The sequence below is a fragment of the Glutamicibacter sp. Je.9.36 genome (genome assembly GCF_051129975.1).
In the GTDB taxonomy this organism is placed as follows: Bacteria; Actinomycetota; Actinomycetes; order Actinomycetales; family Micrococcaceae; genus Glutamicibacter.
This window is the reverse complement of record NZ_JBCPSN010000002.1, coordinates 787,607-803,132: the sequence shown is the minus strand read 5'-3', so window position 1 is coordinate 803,132 and position 15,526 is coordinate 787,607. Positions and strand designations below refer to the sequence as shown.

Sequence of the window (15,526 nt, the reverse complement as noted above, 5' to 3'; positions counted from 1 at the left end):
AACGGGCATGCCCCGGACACGGTCAGGCACCGTGTCCGGGGCATGTCACCTTGTGGGTAATCCGTCATGCGAACCCGTAAACTGGTGATCATGAACGAGCCGAAGAACACTGAGACCACCCAGTCATTCGACCCGCACGCCAGCTCGTTGCAGGGCGAGGTCCAGAATGAAGTCCTCGAAGAGCTGTACGCCATCCGCGGCAGCATCGACAACTTCGATGCGCAGCTGGTTTTCCTGTTGGCCGAGCGCTTCAAGGCGACCCAGCGCGTAGGGGTCCTGAAGGCCGAGCACCAGTTGCCGCCGAGCGACCCTAGCCGCGAGAAGGCGCAGATCGAGCGCCTGCGCGCCCTGGCCCACGAAGCGCATCTTGATCCAGAATTCGCCGAAAAATTCTTGAATTTCGTGATCTCTGAAGTCATCCGCCACCACCAGAACATTTCTGACTCGCACAACAATGACTGAGCAGGAACACCAGGCCGCTGAACGCCGCGATGTTCACGCCACCGCTTTCTGCCAGTTCCCGGGCAGCGACCCGTCGGCCATCCACGAAGTGGTGCGCGGGGAATTGGGGGAACCCAACCTCGCGGTCTTCCCGCAGCTGCCGGATCGTGGCGTCGGCGCCGATGCGGTAGGGCGCAGCGCCGCCTTGCTGGCGGATCTCGGCTTCGATCTGCAACCGCACGGCTGGAGGATCGGTGCCACGGACGGTATCGATGCCCGTCGTGCCCGCAGCATCCTGCGCAGTGACGAGAATCTGCTAGCCGATGTACTCGGCGCGGAAGCGAAACCTGCCCAGCGCCTCAAGCTCACTTTGCTCGGTCCGTGGACCTTGGCCGCCAGCCTGTACCTGTCGAACGGGGAGCGGGTGATCAGCGATCACGGGGCGCGCCGCGACATCATCGAGTCCTACGCCCACGGAGCACGCGAGCATCTGGACCGACTGGCCCGCATTACCTCGCTGGCGGACTTCACTATCCAGCTTGATGAGCCGCTGCTGGGCGACGTGCTCGACGGCACGATCAGTACCGCCAGCGGATACCGGACCCTGCGCTCGATCCCACGCGCCGAAGTGCGAAGCGCCTATGCGCAGTTCTTCAAAGTGCTCGCTGGCGAGGCCGAAGGCCAACGGGTCACCTCGCTGCTGAACCTGCCAACCCAGGATGAACACTGGATTGAACGCGTGGATCTGCTGCACCAAGCCGGGGCCGGCGCGCTGGTCATCGACCCTGGAGGCTTGACGCACCGCAAGTGGGAACGGGTAGCGGGGCTTGTCGAAGGCGGGGACCGCGTCTTCTTGCAGGTGCTCGCCCCCGGAACCCCGGCACCAGGTGTTGTAGAAGGGGTGAACTCCATTCTCCGTCCTTGGCGCCAGCTGGGCTTGGGCTTGGGGCAGCTAGGTGCACTAACCCTGATGCCGCGTGGAGACTTCTCGCGCAGCAGCTCGGCGCAGGCCATCGAGAACCTGCGACGGCTGGCCAGTTATGCCCAAGCGTTGGAGCAGACACGCGTCGATGCGTAGCTAACTGCCTGATTCCTGCCGGTCACAGCCCGAAAAGGGCGGTTGATCATGTATCTTAGGAATAGTGGGGTAGCGGATCTACCCGGTTTGGCCAGTTGGCTGAAACCTCAAACCTACGGTTTCAGGGGGACATGGGATGAAGGCACGGATTTTAGTCGTTGACGATGACGAAGCGTTGTCGGAAATGATTGGCATTGTCCTGCAAAATGACGGCTTCGATGCCTCATTCTGCTACGACGGTTCCGGTGCTCTGGAAGCATTCCGTGAGGCGAACCCCGACCTGGTGCTCCTTGACCTGATGCTGCCTGGCATTGACGGCATCGAGGTATGCAAGCAGATCCGCGCGGAATCCGACGTTCCCGTCGTGATGCTCACCGCCAAGTCGGACACTGCCGACGTTGTCCGCGGGCTGGAATCCGGTGCCGATGACTACGTGCCCAAGCCTTTCAAGCCGGCCGAGCTGGTGGCCCGCGTGCGAGCCCGTTTGCGTCCAAGCGAAACCCACGCCGCGGAGACTTTGCAAGTTGGCGAAGTGACCATCGACGTGGCCGGGCACCGAGTGACCCGCGGAACCGATGTCGTGTCGCTGACACCGCTGGAATTCGACCTCCTGGTCACCATGGCCCGCAAGCCATGGCAGGTCTTCAGCCGCGAGCAGCTTCTGGAAGCCGTCTGGGGCTACCGGCACGCTGCAGATACCCGCTTGGTCAACGTGCACGTTCAGCGCCTGCGCTCGAAGATTGAAATTGACCCGGAGAAGCCGCAGATTATCGAGACCGTTCGCGGTGTCGGATACAAGGCTGGTTCGGCAAGTTGAGTTCGCACACGTCGACCGGTGCTGAGTTGGTTCCGGTCGATGTGCATGCCCAGTCGCAGTCCAAGCCCGCCCGGTGGAGCAAAATCGAGCAGTGGATCAAGCGTCCTTGGCACACCGCCAAGCTGCGTTGGCAACGCCACCTGCTGTTCCGCACCGTCATTTCGACGCTGCTTTTCACCGCGCTGGCATTGGTTGCCGCCGGCGCCTTCCTTTCCAACCAGATCGCCTCCACGCTTTTCGAAGAGCGCGTGAACCAGATATCCAAGGAATCGGAACGCGGCCTGGTCCAGGCCCGCTCCATTCTCGAATCGGCTTCCACCACCGATCGCGCCTCCACCCAGGCCCTGGTGAATTCGACCTTGGCTTCCCTGGAAGGCGATGGCGCAACCGTAGTCCGCGATTTCGTGCTGATGCCCATTGCCGGCGACCAAAGCCTTTATGTTGGGCCAATGGCCTCCGGTTCCCTGACCACCCGCGTTATCCCTGGCGATCTCGCGGAGCGGGTTGCAGGGGAGCAAGGCATCTATTGGCGTTCCATCGAGCTGGGTGCCGATACCGCAACCAAGCCCGGTCTCATTGTCGGCACCAAGGTACTGATTCCGCCTGGACGCGAGTACGGACTGTATCTGGTCTACGACCTGTCCAGCGTGCAGGATACCCTCGAATTCATCAATCGTGCGATGGCTTTCACCGGACTGATTCTGCTGGCAGTGGTTGGCTTCGTTGCGTGGTCGGTCGCCCGTACCGTGGTCCGCCCGGTGGCTGATGCCGCGTATGTCTCGGAGAGGATTGCTTCCGGTGACCTCGACCGCCGAATGAAGGTCGCCGGCAAGGACGAGGTGGCCCGATTGGGGACGGCCTTCAACCACATGGCCCACTCATTGCAAGAGCAGATCACCGCATTGAATAACCTCTCGGCCATGCAGCAACGCTTCGTTTCCGACGTCTCGCACGAATTGCGCACCCCGCTGACCACCGTGCGCATGGCTGCCGAAGTGATCCACGATGCCCGCGAGGACTTCGATCCGCTTACCGCGCGGTCCGCCGAACTGATGTACAACCAGATCGAGCGTTTCCAGCACCTGCTCAATGACCTGCTGGAAGTGTCCCGCTTCGATGCCGGCGTCGCGGTGCTTGACCGTGAGTCGACGGACTTGAACGTCATAGCCCGCAAGGTTATCGATATCGCCACCCCGGTGGCTGATGAATACGGTTCGCTCATCCGCCTGAACGCGCCCAGCGACGGTTGCGTCGCAGAGGTGGATCCGCGCCGCGTCGAGCGTGTGATCCGCAATCTGGTGCTCAACGCGGTGGAGCACGGTGAAAGCAAGCCCATCGATATCACCATCGGCGCTAACCAGAGCGCGGTGGCGATCACCGTGCGCGATTACGGCATCGGCATGTCCGAAGAGGCGTGCAACCACGTCTTCGACCGATTCTGGCGCGCTGATCCGGCCCGTGCACGGACCACCGGAGGTTCCGGCCTGGGCTTGTCGATCTCGATGGAGGACACCAGGTTGCACGATGGCCGATTGGAAGCGTGGGGCAAGCCGGGGGTCGGCTCGGTCTTCCGCCTGACCTTGCCACGCAGCGAGGACCTGGAGATCGCTTCGTCGCCGCTTCCACTGGAACCGCCAGTTCCTGAAAGCCTGGCTACGGTGATTTTGGGAGACAGCTTCCCGCTGACCGGTGAAGTGCCAAAGATCGGATACACGCCGCTGGTTCTTGATCCGGATTTGGATGCGGATTCGCCAGATGACGATGTCACCAATCCGAACCTCGGCAGCAACGAGCAGAAGAAGGAAGGGGAGAGCTGATGCGGAAGAAATTCTTTTCCAGCCTCGCGATCATCCTTTCTGCGGCGCTAGCGATCTCTGGCTGCGCCTCGATTCCCAGAACTTCCACCGTCCAGCAGATTGAAGCCGGAACCGACGCCAGCGGGGCTGAAAGCTACAGCTACGCGGCCGATGGACCAGCAGCAGGTGCTGAGGCCAGGGCCATTGTCGAGGGGTTCGTCGAGGCTGGCCGTTCAGTATCCGAAGATTATGCTGTCGCCCGCGAATTCATGGACGCGCAGCTGAGCAACACCTGGCGCGGTGACACGCAGACGCTGATCTACGATGCCTTCAATGTGGTCAACGGGGCCGATGCGAACAAGTACACCATCCAGCTCGAAATCACCGGTGAAGTCGACGCGCATGGCGTGCGCACCGACTACCCGGATCACTCGACCCGTGCAGTGGATATCGAAGTCGCCAAGGTAGACGACGAATGGCGCATTACCAAAGCCCCGGATGGCACGATGCTCGAAGCTTCGACCTTCACCAAGATCTTTGCCGCGCAGACCCTGTACTTCTACGACGCGAGCTTCGCCTATTTGGTTCCCGACATACGGTGGTTCACCTCGGGTTCGGGCACCACCACGTCGATGGTGGAAGCCTTGTTGGCAGGACCAGCCCCGTACCTGCAAAATGCTGTCGTCTCCGCGTTCTCGACGGCCAGCGGGCTGGTGCGTTCAGCGGTGCCGGTGCGCGATGGCGAAGCGACCATCGATTTGAACTCCACTACCTTCGCAGATGCTACCGACCGGAGCATCCTGCTGATGAAGCAGCAGATGGAAGCCACGCTGACCAGCCTAGCTCCGGTGGACTCGGTAAAGCTGCTGCGGGAGGAAAACGAAGTCAACCTTTCGGCCGAAGACACTAACTTCGAGCCGGCTACGTCCAACCCCAGCACGCAGGATACGCTGATCGGCATTTCGGACCAGTACTTGGTCTACGTCAAGGGGCTCTCGATCATTCCGGTGGGCGGCGTCCCGGATATTTCCGGATACAACCCACGGGACCCGGCCATGTCTCCGGTCGGCAATCGCTATGCCTTCCTCAACGGCCGCCGCACCCAGCTGTGGGGCATTGACGACAAAGGCAGCCTGCGCCTTTCGCTGGAGGGCGAGGAGCTCATCCAGCCGTCCATGGATCTGGCCGGCTGGACCTGGACCGCGGATAACGGGGCAGCCACCCCGATCAGGGCTGTCCCTGCCGACACCGAAATGAAGGGTGAAGCCCGTCCAATCGATGTGGCCTGGCTGGAAGATGCCCAGATCGATTCCTTGCGGATTTCCCGTGACGGCGCGCGGGCGCTGATCGTGGCAACCATCGGCAAGACCACGTCGGTTTACGTCGCCGGCGTGATCCGCGATGCTGAAGGTGTGCCCCGCGGGCTCACGGATTCGCCAATGAAGATCTATCCAGAAGTTCCGGTGAATACCGCGCTATGGGATTCGGACAGATCCATTATTGTTGCCGAGCTCGGTGACGACCAAGCTGTTGAAGCGGCCCAGATCACCTTCGAAGGCGGCAGCGAGCACCTGCAGCTGCTGTTGGGCATGGTCGGCATCGCTACCGGTGTCGGCAGCCGCCGCGAAGTGTATGCCGAGACCAACGAGAAGCTGTATACCCGCGTGGGCAATTCCTGGCACGAGCTTGAGGATTTTGCCCAGGACGTCGCCTATCCCGGCTAAGCAGGACCTTGCTCCACAACTCGTTGGCGACCAGCCCGATCGACGCGGTTCATCGGCCACTCTGGCCGTATGGAAATTCCCGAAGAGTGGCTGCGGTGCGTCGATGAGCTGTCCCGCAGCAGGCCCATGCGCTGGCTGGGATTCGGCACCAGGGAAATCGCGAACTTCCTGCTTCCGGCCTGTTGCGCGGTCTGCGCCCGGGCAGATTTTCGGCTTTGCCCCGAATGCCGCAGTGAAATCCAACGCCAACTGAGCCTGCCGCCCCTGCCGGACACGCATCATCTCTATGTCGAGCTTCCCGCGCTCGGCCAGCAGCTTGCCGTTAGTTCCTGCGGCGCCTACGGCAAGGAACTGGCTCGGGCTTTGCTGGCATTCAAGAACAAGCAGCGCTACTTCCTCGTCTCGCTCTTCGCCCCGTATCTTGCTGCCGCGCTGAACGCCGGATGCATCCCGCAGCGCGCGAATCTTCCTACCCTGGTGGTACCGGTGCCCAGTTCGCTCAAGGCAACAGCGCAGCGTGGATACTCCCCGGTGAAGACGATGCTCGACCATGGCCTCGCTCGCGGGTTGCTGTCTGCAGATCTCGAGTGCCGCACGCTGCTGCACTACCGCCTCGGTTCCGCCTTGGGCGGGGCGCAGAAAACCAAGAGCGGTTCAGACCGGCGCGGCGGCCGAACCCATTTCGTAGCCGAGCGTGCCAGCGCCAATGGCCAGCCGGTCATCCTGGTCGACGACGTCCTCACCACCGGCTCTACGTTGAGGCACGCGGCCATGGCCTGCCATGAGGCAGGATATGACGTCACCAGCGCGGTGGTACTGGCTTTGACGAGACCGCCGAATAATGCACCTGAACAGTAATTACGCTTACCGCGATCGGAAATTGTGAGCCCGGATACTTGAATCTTGGCCACGGTGGCATAAGGTGAAGTATGGGATGCATCACAGATGCAGCTAAAAGCCCATCTTCAGTCCGAAAGGATGGAACTTTCGGACTGTTGTGTCACCCGACTCCCTATTGGAGGACACCATGGAGCTGAACTACAGCGGACGCAACATCACCATTTCGGATCGTTTCCGTGAGTATGTTGACGAGAAAATCACCAAGGTTGACCAGCTGGCCACCAAAATACAGCGCATCGACGTCAAGGTCCTCAAAGAAGCACACGCTCGTGATCAGAGCACTGCACTGTCCGTTGAATTGACCGTTGTTGGCCGTGGCCCAGCAATTCGAGCCGAGGCTCGCGGCGCTGACAAGTTCGCGGCTTTCGACATCGCGTTCGCAAAACTGCTTGAACGCCTGCGCAAGGCCCGCGACAAGCGCAAGGTGCATCGCGGCAACCACACCCCGCTGGCTGTCCACCAGGCAACTGGCGGCCTGCCTACCGCATCGAGCGGCAAGTCGTTGGTTGAAGAAACCATCGAAGCCCAGAAAGCCGCGGAAGCTGCCGAAGTCGAGGCCAACGCCGAGTACTCGCCAGTGGTCATCCGCCGCAAGTCCTTCCCTGCAGAAGTGATGAGCGTTGATGACGCAGTGGACCGCATGGAACTGGTCGGCCATCCGTTCTACCTTTTCATCGATGAAGCCACCGGCGAGCACGCTGTAGTCTATGGCCGCACCCAGTACCAGTACGGTGTCATCTCCTTGGATCCATCACTGAACTCCAATGAAGAAGCCACCAGGGAAACTCGCGGCTACCGTGACAAAGCCTTGGCAACAGAAGGCTAGTCATCGGAACCATAACTAGCGTGGGCGGCCAACGCATTCTCAGCCTCAAGCAGGCACGAAGAATCGCGTTGGCCGCCCAAGGCCTGTCCAAGGGCAGGAAAGAACAACCCGTCACCGCGCGGAGAATCGTCAGCGCTATCGGCAGTATCGCGCAATTGCAGATTGACTCGGTGAACGTCGTTCGCAGGGCCCATTACATGCCGATGTTCGCCCGGCTCGGCGCGTATGACACCAAGGTGCTGGACCAGCTTCTGGCCAAGCCGCTCAGCCCTATCACCGAATATTGGGCCCATGAGGCCTCGGTGGTCAGCTCCGAACTCATTCAAGACCTGCGGGTATGGCAGCGCAGAACCTGGATCGATAAATCAGATGGGTTCTCCGCCGAACAGCATGACCTCTCGGATCGCGTCCTTGAATACCTGTCCAATAATCCAGGCTCCAGCGCCCGGCAAATCAGCCAGGCTTTGGAGGTTGCCCCGGTCGGGGAGAAGAAGCATTGGGGGTGGAATTGGAATGACACCAAGTTCGTCACCGAGTCCCTTTTCGCCCAAGCCAAGATCTTGACGCTGGGACGCAACTCCCAGTTTGAACGCCGTTACGCGCTAGCCGCGGATGTGGTGGGCACGCAACAGGAACTCGATGCGGCGCAGCGGCACGAGGCCCTCGCCCGGCTGGTTGTCCGGGCCATGGATGCCCTTGGCATCGCCACCGCTCACTGCGTCGCAGAGTATTTTCGTCTTCCGGTGCGCGCGGCCAAAGAAGAGCTCGCCCAGCAAGCACGCGCTGGTCTTATCGAAGAAGTACAGGTTGCCGGCATTGCCGAGCCTTGCTATTTGCAGGCCGGCACCAAGATTCCGCGCAGGATCGATCCTGACCTGCGTTTGCTGTCACCTTTTGATTCGATGGTTTTCAATCGCCGCCGGCTGGAGAAGTTCTTCGGGTTCGAATACCGCATCGAAATCTACGTGCCGGAAAATCGGCGCCGCTACGGCTACTATGTTTTCCCGATGCTTTTCGGCGAAGAGTTCGTGGGCCGAGTGGATCTGAAAGCTGACCGGGCCAGGTCGGTGCTGCACGCAAAGCAGGTGCATTACGAGCCGGGTGTCGACGCCAGTGTCGAGGCTGGATTGCGAGCCGAGCTGGATCGCATGGCGCGCTGGCTGGAACTTGAACGAGTGGAAATCGGGCTGTGAAGGGCCTGTTGATCAAATCGCTGTTCGCTATAAGAACAGCGCAAATGGGATTGAAATAGCCAGATGTGCTGTTTTCCTCACGTAGACTGAAGACGCCAGAAATTACTGTGCTTGAGATATTGGGAGCTACCACGTGGCATCATTGCTAGAACGTATTTTGCGTACCGGCGACAAGAAGATTCTGAAGACTCTTCGTAAGTACGCCGACACGATCAATACGTTGGAAGTCGAAATTCGCGAACTTTCGGACGAAGAGCTCAAGGGTGAAACCGACAAGTTCCGCGAACGTTTGGCTAACGGTGAGACGTTGGATGACTTGCTCCCAGAAGCTTTTGCGGTGGTCCGCGAAGCCTCGGACCGGGTTCTTGGCATGCGCCACTTCGACGTCCAGCTCATGGGCGGTGCTGCCCTGCATCTGGGAAACATCGCTGAAATGCGTACCGGTGAAGGCAAGACCCTGGTCGCTACCGCACCGGCTTACCTGAACGCGTTGACCGGTGACGGCGTGCACGTGGTGACAACCAACGACTTCCTCGCCCAGTACCAGTCGGATCTGATGGGTCGCGTCTTCCGCTTCCTCGGTCTGACCTGCGGCTGCATTCTCTCCAGCCAGAAGCCTGCCGAGCGGCGCAAGCAGTATGAAGCCGATATCACCTACGGCACGAACAACGAGTTCGGATTCGACTACCTGCGCGACAACATGGCGTGGAGCAAGGACGAGCTGGTCCAGCGCGGACACAACTTCGTCATCGTCGATGAGGTCGACTCGATCCTGATCGATGAGGCGCGTACCCCGCTGATCATTTCCGGACAGGCTTCGGGCGATGTGAACCGCTGGTACACCGAATTCTCCAAGATCGTCTCGCGACTGAAGCGCGAAGACGATTACGAGGTCGACGAAAAGAAGCGCACCATTGGCGTGCTGGAGTCGGGCATCGAAAAGGTCGAGGACTACCTGGGCATCGATAACCTCTACGAAGCGAACAACACCCCGCTGATCGGCTTCCTGAACAGCGCCATCAAGGCCAAGGAACTGTTCAAGAAGGACAAGGACTACGTCGTTGTCAACGGCGAAGTCATGATCGTTGACGAGCATACCGGCCGTGCACTGGCAGGCCGCCGCTACTCCGAGGGCATGCACCAGGCCATCGAAGCCAAGGAAAACGTTGAGATCAAGGCCGAGAACCAGACTCTGGCCACCGTGACCTTGCAGAACTACTTCCGCATGTACGCCAAGATCTCGGGCATGACCGGTACGGCGCAGACCGAGGCCGCGGAATTCATGGGTACCTACAAGCTGGGCGTGGTGGAGATTCCTACCAATAAGCCAGCAATCCGCATGGACCAGTCGGACTACATCTACAAGAATGAAGTCGCCAAGTTCAATGCTGTGGTTGAGGACATTGCCGAGCGCCATGCGACGGGCCAGCCGATCCTGGTGGGCACCACCAGCGTGGAAAAGAGCGAATACCTCTCCCGGCTGCTCTCCAAGAAGGGCATCCGCCACGAGGTGCTCAACGCCAAGCAGCACGCTCGCGAAGCTGCCGTGGTCGCGATGGCCGGCCGCAAGAACGCGGTGACCGTTTCTACCAACATGGCCGGCCGCGGTACCGACATCATGCTCGGCGGCAACGCTGAGTTCCTGGCCGTGGCCGAGATGGAGCGCCGTGGCCTGGATGCGGAGAACAACCCGGAAGAGTACAACACGGTCTGGGACGAAGTCTTCGACAAGGCGAAGGAAACAGTCGCCAACGAATCGAAGGAAGTTGCATCGCTCGGCGGCCTGTACGTGCTGGGCACCGAACGGCACGAATCACGCCGCATCGATAATCAGCTGCGTGGTCGCTCCGGCCGCCAGGGCGACCCGGGCGAATCGCGTTTCTACCTGTCGATGACCGATGACCTGATGCGCCGGTTCAACTCCGGGATGGCCGAGCGCATCATGAACAACCCGTCGATGCCAGATGACGTGGCGCTGGAATCCAAGATGGTTTCGCGCGCCATTGAGTCCGCCCAGGCACAGGTGGAAGGCGTCAACGCCGAGCAGCGCAAGAATGTGCTGAAATACGATGACGTGATGAACCGCCAGCGTGAAGCGATCTACGCTGACCGCCGTTCCATCCTGGAAGGCGACGACCTCGAAGAGAAGGTCGGCCACTTCCTGGAAGATGTCGTCAAGGCAATGGTCCTGGAAGCGACCCAGGTCGGCGATCCGGACGATTGGGAACTCAAGTCGTTGTGGACCAATCTCAAGCAGCTGTACCCGATCGGCATCACCATCGATGAAGTTCTCGAAGAGGCTGGCGGTGCGGGGCACCTCTCCGCGCAGTTCCTGGAACGCGAGATCCTCTCGGATGCCCAGTACCAGTACGAAGAGCGGGAAAAGCTTGTTGGTTCTTCCACCATGCGCGATCTGGAGCGCCGTGTAGTGCTCTCGACCATCGGTCGCAAGTGGCAGGAGCACCTGTACGAGATGGATTACCTCAAGGAAGGAATCGGACTGCGTGCCATGGCCCAGCGCGACCCGCTGGTGGAATACCAGCGTGAAGGCTACACCATGTTCCAGACCATGATGGAAGGCATCCGCGAGGAAAGCATCGGAACCCTCTTCAACTTGGAGATCCCCACCGGAGCTGAAGCAGCTGCCGCGCCAGCGGTTGACGAATCGGCGAAGCCGAAGAACCTGCAGTTCACCGGCCCGGATGAAGATGGCGAAGCCAGCACCACTCGTGCCCAGGCAACGTCGAGCAAGAAGAAGAACAAGAAGGCCAAGCGCAGCTAGATTAGCTCCACATCGGTCACCTGCCACCGTCCGTGCCAGGGCTCAATTTTCAGAGCCACGGCACGGACGCGGTATTTAAAGCCCAAGATGACGGTGCATTCCCAAGAACCTGATATGCACCGGTCCAGGTGCAATGAGATGATCTGCCCGTGTGCCGTGCCCGGCAGCGGCTCGAGCGTGTAGCACTGGGTCTCCAGGAGGGCCCGGCGCCGGAGCTTGGCAATGCAAGAGGGCTCCATCACGAATGCCAGCTGATTCACGGTGCGGTACCCAGCCACGATTTCGAAGACCGCGCGGGCTACTGCATGCGAAATCTCAACGATGGCCCGGTGCTCGCTGCGGTAGACAGCAGAGCGATGGAAGATATTGTCCATTGCCCGACGCAGGTGAGCCGGAGCCTGGCATGGCTCGGCAGCCGAGGTGGCGCCAGCCGGGTTCGGGTCTGGGAGGTTGGCTGCGTAGATATCCGGTTGATAGTAGCCGGTGTTGGCGCTACGGGGGCTGATGGCGATGGTGCTCATGATGACTCCTAGTTGGGCGTGGGGAAGTTCTTGAATGCGCTTAGCTGGCTGGTGGTAGTTCAAGTACCGTTCCAACTCGCAGCAGGTCCGGGTCGGTGCCGATGGACTTCTTGTTGCGTTGATAGATCTTTGGCCAATAGGCAGAAATTTCTTCCACGGTGGCCTGGGCACCTAGATGATCTGCCGCTATGGTCCACAGATTCTGCCCTTCAGCGACGACAACTTCTGTGCGTTGCACCGAACGTTGGCCTGGATTCCTGGCCCCGGGGGATACCAGCGGGCTCAGGGGAACGCTCATGGATTCGGGGAACCATTGCGGGCTCGGTACGGAGTTTTGCTGCGGGCCTGCATAGCTGGCTAGTTCTTGGCTGGCGTTTTCCGCCGGGACCTGTGCCAGGGAAACCGCCAGCGGTTCACCCGCGAAGGCTGCAGCGACTGAAGAGAGGGCAATCGAGGTTCCAAGCATTGAGCCTAGAATCCTCCTGCTCAGTGCGGGGGCGATTCGTTCGAAGAACCGCGCTAGCTTCGGCTTGCGGTGGGTGAAGGCCCAGCGGATCATCTGGGCCAAGCCCACGCGCAGCAAGTACAGCGTAAGCAACGCCAGGAACGAAAGGCTGACGAGAAGCCTTATGTGGTCTGCTGTGGCGCGCCCATCGACTGGGGACCGGAAGTAATCAGATATCCACTGGATTCCCACATAGATGATGACCAATGACGCTGCCGAAAAGAGCAGCAGCACGAATATTTGCCGTTGGCGAGACATCCGAATCACTTCCTTGAATGAATTTTGATGTCATTTGATATCGTTTGATGTTCATAGTGGCACTTAGGGATCGTTTTGTGAATAGGGTTACGCAAAAATGTTTATTCTCGTACAGTGGGCGCATGCGGTGGGATTCTCTCTTCGACGACTTGGAAGCTCAGCTAGCAGAACAGAGCCGGGCGCAGCTGCGTGAAGAAATTGCCGAAAACATCAGGGTTGAACGGGCAACTGCCGAACTGCTGCCCACTCTGATGCGGTTCTACGGACAGGAATTGAGCCTCCGGCTGGCCGGGGGAACCGAACTCCGCGCGAAACTCGGCCCTTGCGCGACCGATTACATCTGCCTGGAAACAGAGCAGGCCCAGTGGGTGATCCGCAGTGGAGCGGTTGAATCCTTTGCCCTTCCGCCGGGCCGCGCACCGGCGGTGGAACGGCGGGCGCCGGGCCGCTCGGTGAAGTTCTCCACGGTTCTGCGGGGATTGCTCCGGGACCGCGCACGATGCCATGTTTTTGGCCGTGCGGGCAGCTCCATGGCTGAAGGAACGCTGACTCAGGTAGCCAAGGACTTTTTGATAATTCTGGTGCATCCTCGCGATGAATTCGCCAGAGCACAGCAGGCCTCAACGCAACTGCTGATTCCACTGGATGCCATCGGATGGGTCGAAGCGATCACTCTTTCGTGATCCACAAGTGCACGCAAGGTCTTTCCAGCAGGACCAAGTTGTCGTAGGCTCACCATCCATAAGCACCTATACTGGCGGAAGGTCAAAGCCTTGATCACAGAACAGATCGCCCAGGACGCGCGGACAACCTCGGCCTCGCGTGTGCGACGGCCTAGTTGGAAGGACCCACGCCTGGCTCTCGGTGCGGTGCTCGTAGTCGCTTCGGTCGCGGGAACCGTGTACCTGGTCGGCGAATTGCATCAGACGTCCACGGTGTATGTCGCCAGCACCAATATCACCCTCGGAGAAAAGCTGACCAGCGAGAACATGAAAACTCAAGAAGTCCAGCTTGGCGAAACTCTCGAGAACTACCTGCACACAGATGCGCAGCTCGGCCAGGACGCCCGAGCCAACACTTTTATCAGCGAAGGGCAGCTGATTCCAGTCACCTCGATAATGCACAGTGAAGTGGGATCGCGCAGGCCGGTCAATGTCGATCTTCCGGCAGACCTTTCTTCGTCGATTACCCCCGGTAGCTTCGTTGATGTATGGATTGCCAAGCGCGAAACCAGCGGCAGCACCTACGGAGTCCCGGAAAAGCTCTCCTCCATGGTCGAAGTCGCCGCACGCGTTGAAAGCGGCGGGGGACTGGTGGGAACCCAAGGCACCAACCTGGAACTGCTGGTGGAACCGAATCAGCTGGAACCGCTGCTTCAAGCGCTGGCCAACGAATCGAGAATTATCGTCGTCTACAACCCGGCCGGGACCGAACAATGAGTATTTCGGTCGTAGTGCTCGGCGACCAGGAGAAAATCGTCCGGCAAATCGAAGGGTACCGCGGGGAACTGATGGTCACCCGCGTCTGCTCCGGCGTAGCCGAAGCCATTGCTGCTTGCGATACCGGAATGGCTGACGTGCTGATCGTTGCCGACGCCCAGCTGGTGCCGCCCATGGAACAACTTGATGCGTTGCTGATGCGCCAGACAGCGGTTGTCCTGTTCTTTGACCGGCCCGAAGACTGGAAGCCATTGCCTGATGTCCTTCATCTGCCTGCGGATTCCGGCATGGCCGAGCTGGAAGGACGCATCAAGGGCGTAGTTCAGTCATTGAATCATTCTGGAACCGACGGAACGCTCGCGGTTCCCGAACAGGAGGACGACTCTACCGGCCGGAACGGAAGAATCGTCAGCTTCTGGAGCGCCCCGGGATCTCCCGGGCGCAGTACCGTCGCGCTGAATTATGCGGTGGAAACGGCGGCAGCAGGAAAAACCGTGGTGCTTCTGGACGCAGATACCTACGCCGCCAGCATCGCCATTCAATTGGGACTCATGGACGAATCGGCATCCATCGCGCAGTTGTGCCGTGCCATCGACGCCGGCTCGTTGGATGTTGCCCGACTCAACGCTGCATGTTCCTTGGTCCAGGTCGGGGAGGCGACCATGCGCGTGGCGACCGGAATCCCGCGTGCTAGCCGGTGGCCCGAGGTCCGGGCCTCTGCGCTGCAGCGAGCGGCCATGCTGCTCAAAGTTCACTACGACGTGGTCGTATTGGATTTGGCTCCGTACATTGAATTGGACGAACAGCTCAGTTTCGATACCCAAGCACCACAGCGAAACGCTGTCACCGTCGAGATGCTCCAGTGCTCCGATGAGCTTTTCATGATCGTGCGTGCCGACAGCTTGGGAATTCCGCGTGCACTTCGCGCCATCGACGAATTGGAGGAAGCACTGCCCGGGCTGAATCCGAAGATCGTCTTCAACCGCGTGGGAGCCAGCAGTACCGGGCGCAGCCCGAAGCGCAGGTTGATTGAAGCGTGGGACCGGTTTGGGCCGACGCACCAAATCGCAGGGTATCTGCCCGAGGACAGCGCCGCGTGCAACGCGGCAGTGCTGGGAGGAAGCCCGTTGCTCGAAATCGCACCTCGGTGCCTATTGCGTATGGAAATACGGTCTTTGGCCGGCATAAATTCCACGGATTCACCCAAGAAATGGAATAGTCGTCGATTTCGCTCCGAAGCTTGAAC

The 15,526-nt window shown here is 60.0% G+C and carries 14 protein-coding genes; 12 read left to right on the top strand and 2 right to left on the bottom strand.

The genetic code is table 11. From position 1 onward, the window contains the following. Positions 1 to 90 precede the first annotated feature (90 nt). The 9 genes from AAZQ98_RS08185 (at position 91) to secA (ending at position 11,557) form a co-directional block, all read left to right on the top strand. Positions 91 to 462: a chorismate mutase gene (locus AAZQ98_RS08185; RefSeq protein ID WP_105656864.1), complete on the top strand. Its 372-nt coding sequence runs from the start codon at positions 91 to 93 to the stop codon at positions 460 to 462. Further along, positions 455 to 1,519, top strand: a complete 1,065-nt coding sequence (locus tag AAZQ98_RS08180; RefSeq protein ID WP_434691264.1) for a hypothetical protein — start codon at positions 455 to 457, stop codon at positions 1,517 to 1,519. Before AAZQ98_RS08185 ends, AAZQ98_RS08180 begins: the two co-directional genes overlap by 8 nt. Before the next feature lie 136 nt (positions 1,520 to 1,655). After that, positions 1,656 to 2,336 (top strand): MtrAB system response regulator MtrA, encoded by a 681-nt coding sequence (gene mtrA / locus AAZQ98_RS08175; protein ID WP_105656824.1) that lies wholly within the window; start codon positions 1,656 to 1,658, stop codon positions 2,334 to 2,336. Beyond that, positions 2,333 to 4,153 (top strand): MtrAB system histidine kinase MtrB, encoded by a 1,821-nt coding sequence (gene mtrB, locus AAZQ98_RS08170; protein WP_332498149.1) that lies wholly within the window; start codon positions 2,333 to 2,335, stop codon positions 4,151 to 4,153. Before mtrA ends, mtrB begins: the two co-directional genes overlap by 4 nt. Further along, positions 4,153 to 5,856, top strand: coding sequence for an LpqB family beta-propeller domain-containing protein (locus tag AAZQ98_RS08165; RefSeq protein ID WP_434691261.1), 1,704 nt, complete (start codon positions 4,153 to 4,155; stop codon positions 5,854 to 5,856). Before mtrB ends, AAZQ98_RS08165 begins: the two co-directional genes overlap by 1 nt. Positions 5,857 to 5,925: 69 nt before the next feature. Beyond that, complete coding sequence (locus AAZQ98_RS08160) at positions 5,926 to 6,714, top strand: ComF family protein (protein ID WP_434691259.1); 789 nt, start codon at positions 5,926 to 5,928, stop codon at positions 6,712 to 6,714. 169 nt (positions 6,715 to 6,883) lie between these two features. Next, positions 6,884 to 7,582 carry a ribosome hibernation-promoting factor, HPF/YfiA family gene (gene hpf / locus AAZQ98_RS08155; protein WP_105656863.1) on the top strand — a complete coding sequence of 233 codons (699 nt, stop codon included), beginning with the start codon at positions 6,884 to 6,886 and terminating at the stop codon, positions 7,580 to 7,582. A 20-nt stretch (positions 7,583 to 7,602) separates the two neighbouring features. Continuing rightward, positions 7,603 to 8,775: a winged helix-turn-helix domain-containing protein gene (locus tag AAZQ98_RS08150; protein ID WP_434691256.1), complete on the top strand. Its 1,173-nt coding sequence runs from the start codon at positions 7,603 to 7,605 to the stop codon at positions 8,773 to 8,775. 133 nt (positions 8,776 to 8,908) lie between these two features. Continuing rightward, positions 8,909 to 11,557 carry a preprotein translocase subunit SecA gene (secA, locus tag AAZQ98_RS08145; protein ID WP_434691253.1) on the top strand — a complete coding sequence of 883 codons (2,649 nt, stop codon included), beginning with the start codon at positions 8,909 to 8,911 and terminating at the stop codon, positions 11,555 to 11,557. On the opposite strand, the gene AAZQ98_RS08140 is transcribed toward secA, so the two are convergent. Next, positions 11,554 to 12,078, bottom strand: coding sequence for an Rv3235 family protein (locus AAZQ98_RS08140; RefSeq protein WP_105656818.1), 525 nt, complete (start codon positions 12,076 to 12,078; stop codon positions 11,554 to 11,556). The genes secA and AAZQ98_RS08140 overlap by 4 nt on opposite strands. A 40-nt stretch (positions 12,079 to 12,118) precedes the next feature. Next, positions 12,119 to 12,841 (bottom strand): hypothetical protein, encoded by a 723-nt coding sequence (locus tag AAZQ98_RS08135; protein ID WP_434691251.1) that lies wholly within the window; start codon positions 12,839 to 12,841, stop codon positions 12,119 to 12,121. A 122-nt stretch (positions 12,842 to 12,963) separates the two neighbouring features. On the opposite strand from AAZQ98_RS08135, the gene AAZQ98_RS08130 reads away from it, so the two are divergent. From AAZQ98_RS08130 to AAZQ98_RS08120, 3 genes are all read left to right on the top strand, one after another. Beyond that, positions 12,964 to 13,524: a hypothetical protein gene (locus AAZQ98_RS08130; protein WP_434691249.1), complete on the top strand. Its 561-nt coding sequence runs from the start codon at positions 12,964 to 12,966 to the stop codon at positions 13,522 to 13,524. Positions 13,525 to 13,614: 90 nt separating this feature from the next. Further along, entirely contained in the window at positions 13,615 to 14,280 is a 666-nt protein-coding gene (locus AAZQ98_RS08125; RefSeq protein ID WP_166650796.1) for a flagella basal body P-ring formation protein FlgA, read from the top strand. Further along, the gene (locus tag AAZQ98_RS08120) at positions 14,277 to 15,524 is read left to right on the top strand and encodes an AAA family ATPase (protein ID WP_434691245.1); all 1,248 of its coding nucleotides are present in this window, start codon (positions 14,277 to 14,279) and stop codon (positions 15,522 to 15,524) included. Before AAZQ98_RS08125 ends, AAZQ98_RS08120 begins: the two co-directional genes overlap by 4 nt. Positions 15,525 to 15,526 lie beyond the last annotated feature (2 nt).

Bases quoted from the DNA above. Each gene is read 5' to 3' on its own strand.
- AAZQ98_RS08185 (WP_105656864.1), top strand. From the start codon at position 91: ATGAACGAGCCGAAGAACACTGAGACCACCCAGTCATTCGACCCGCAC.
- AAZQ98_RS08180 (WP_434691264.1), top strand. From the start codon at position 455: ATGACTGAGCAGGAACACCAGGCCGCTGAACGCCGCGATGTTCACGCC.
- mtrA (WP_105656824.1), top strand. From the start codon at position 1,656: ATGAAGGCACGGATTTTAGTCGTTGACGATGACGAAGCGTTGTCGGAA.
- AAZQ98_RS08165 (WP_434691261.1), top strand. From the start codon at position 4,153: ATGCGGAAGAAATTCTTTTCCAGCCTCGCGATCATCCTTTCTGCGGCG.
- AAZQ98_RS08160 (WP_434691259.1), top strand. From the start codon at position 5,926: ATGGAAATTCCCGAAGAGTGGCTGCGGTGCGTCGATGAGCTGTCCCGC.
- hpf (WP_105656863.1), top strand. From the start codon at position 6,884: ATGGAGCTGAACTACAGCGGACGCAACATCACCATTTCGGATCGTTTC.
- AAZQ98_RS08140 (WP_105656818.1), bottom strand. From the start codon at position 12,078: ATGAGCACCATCGCCATCAGCCCCCGTAGCGCCAACACCGGCTACTAT.
- AAZQ98_RS08135 (WP_434691251.1), bottom strand. From the start codon at position 12,841: ATGTCTCGCCAACGGCAAATATTCGTGCTGCTGCTCTTTTCGGCAGCG.
- AAZQ98_RS08130 (WP_434691249.1), top strand. From the start codon at position 12,964: ATGCGGTGGGATTCTCTCTTCGACGACTTGGAAGCTCAGCTAGCAGAA.
- AAZQ98_RS08120 (WP_434691245.1), top strand. From the start codon at position 14,277: ATGAGTATTTCGGTCGTAGTGCTCGGCGACCAGGAGAAAATCGTCCGG.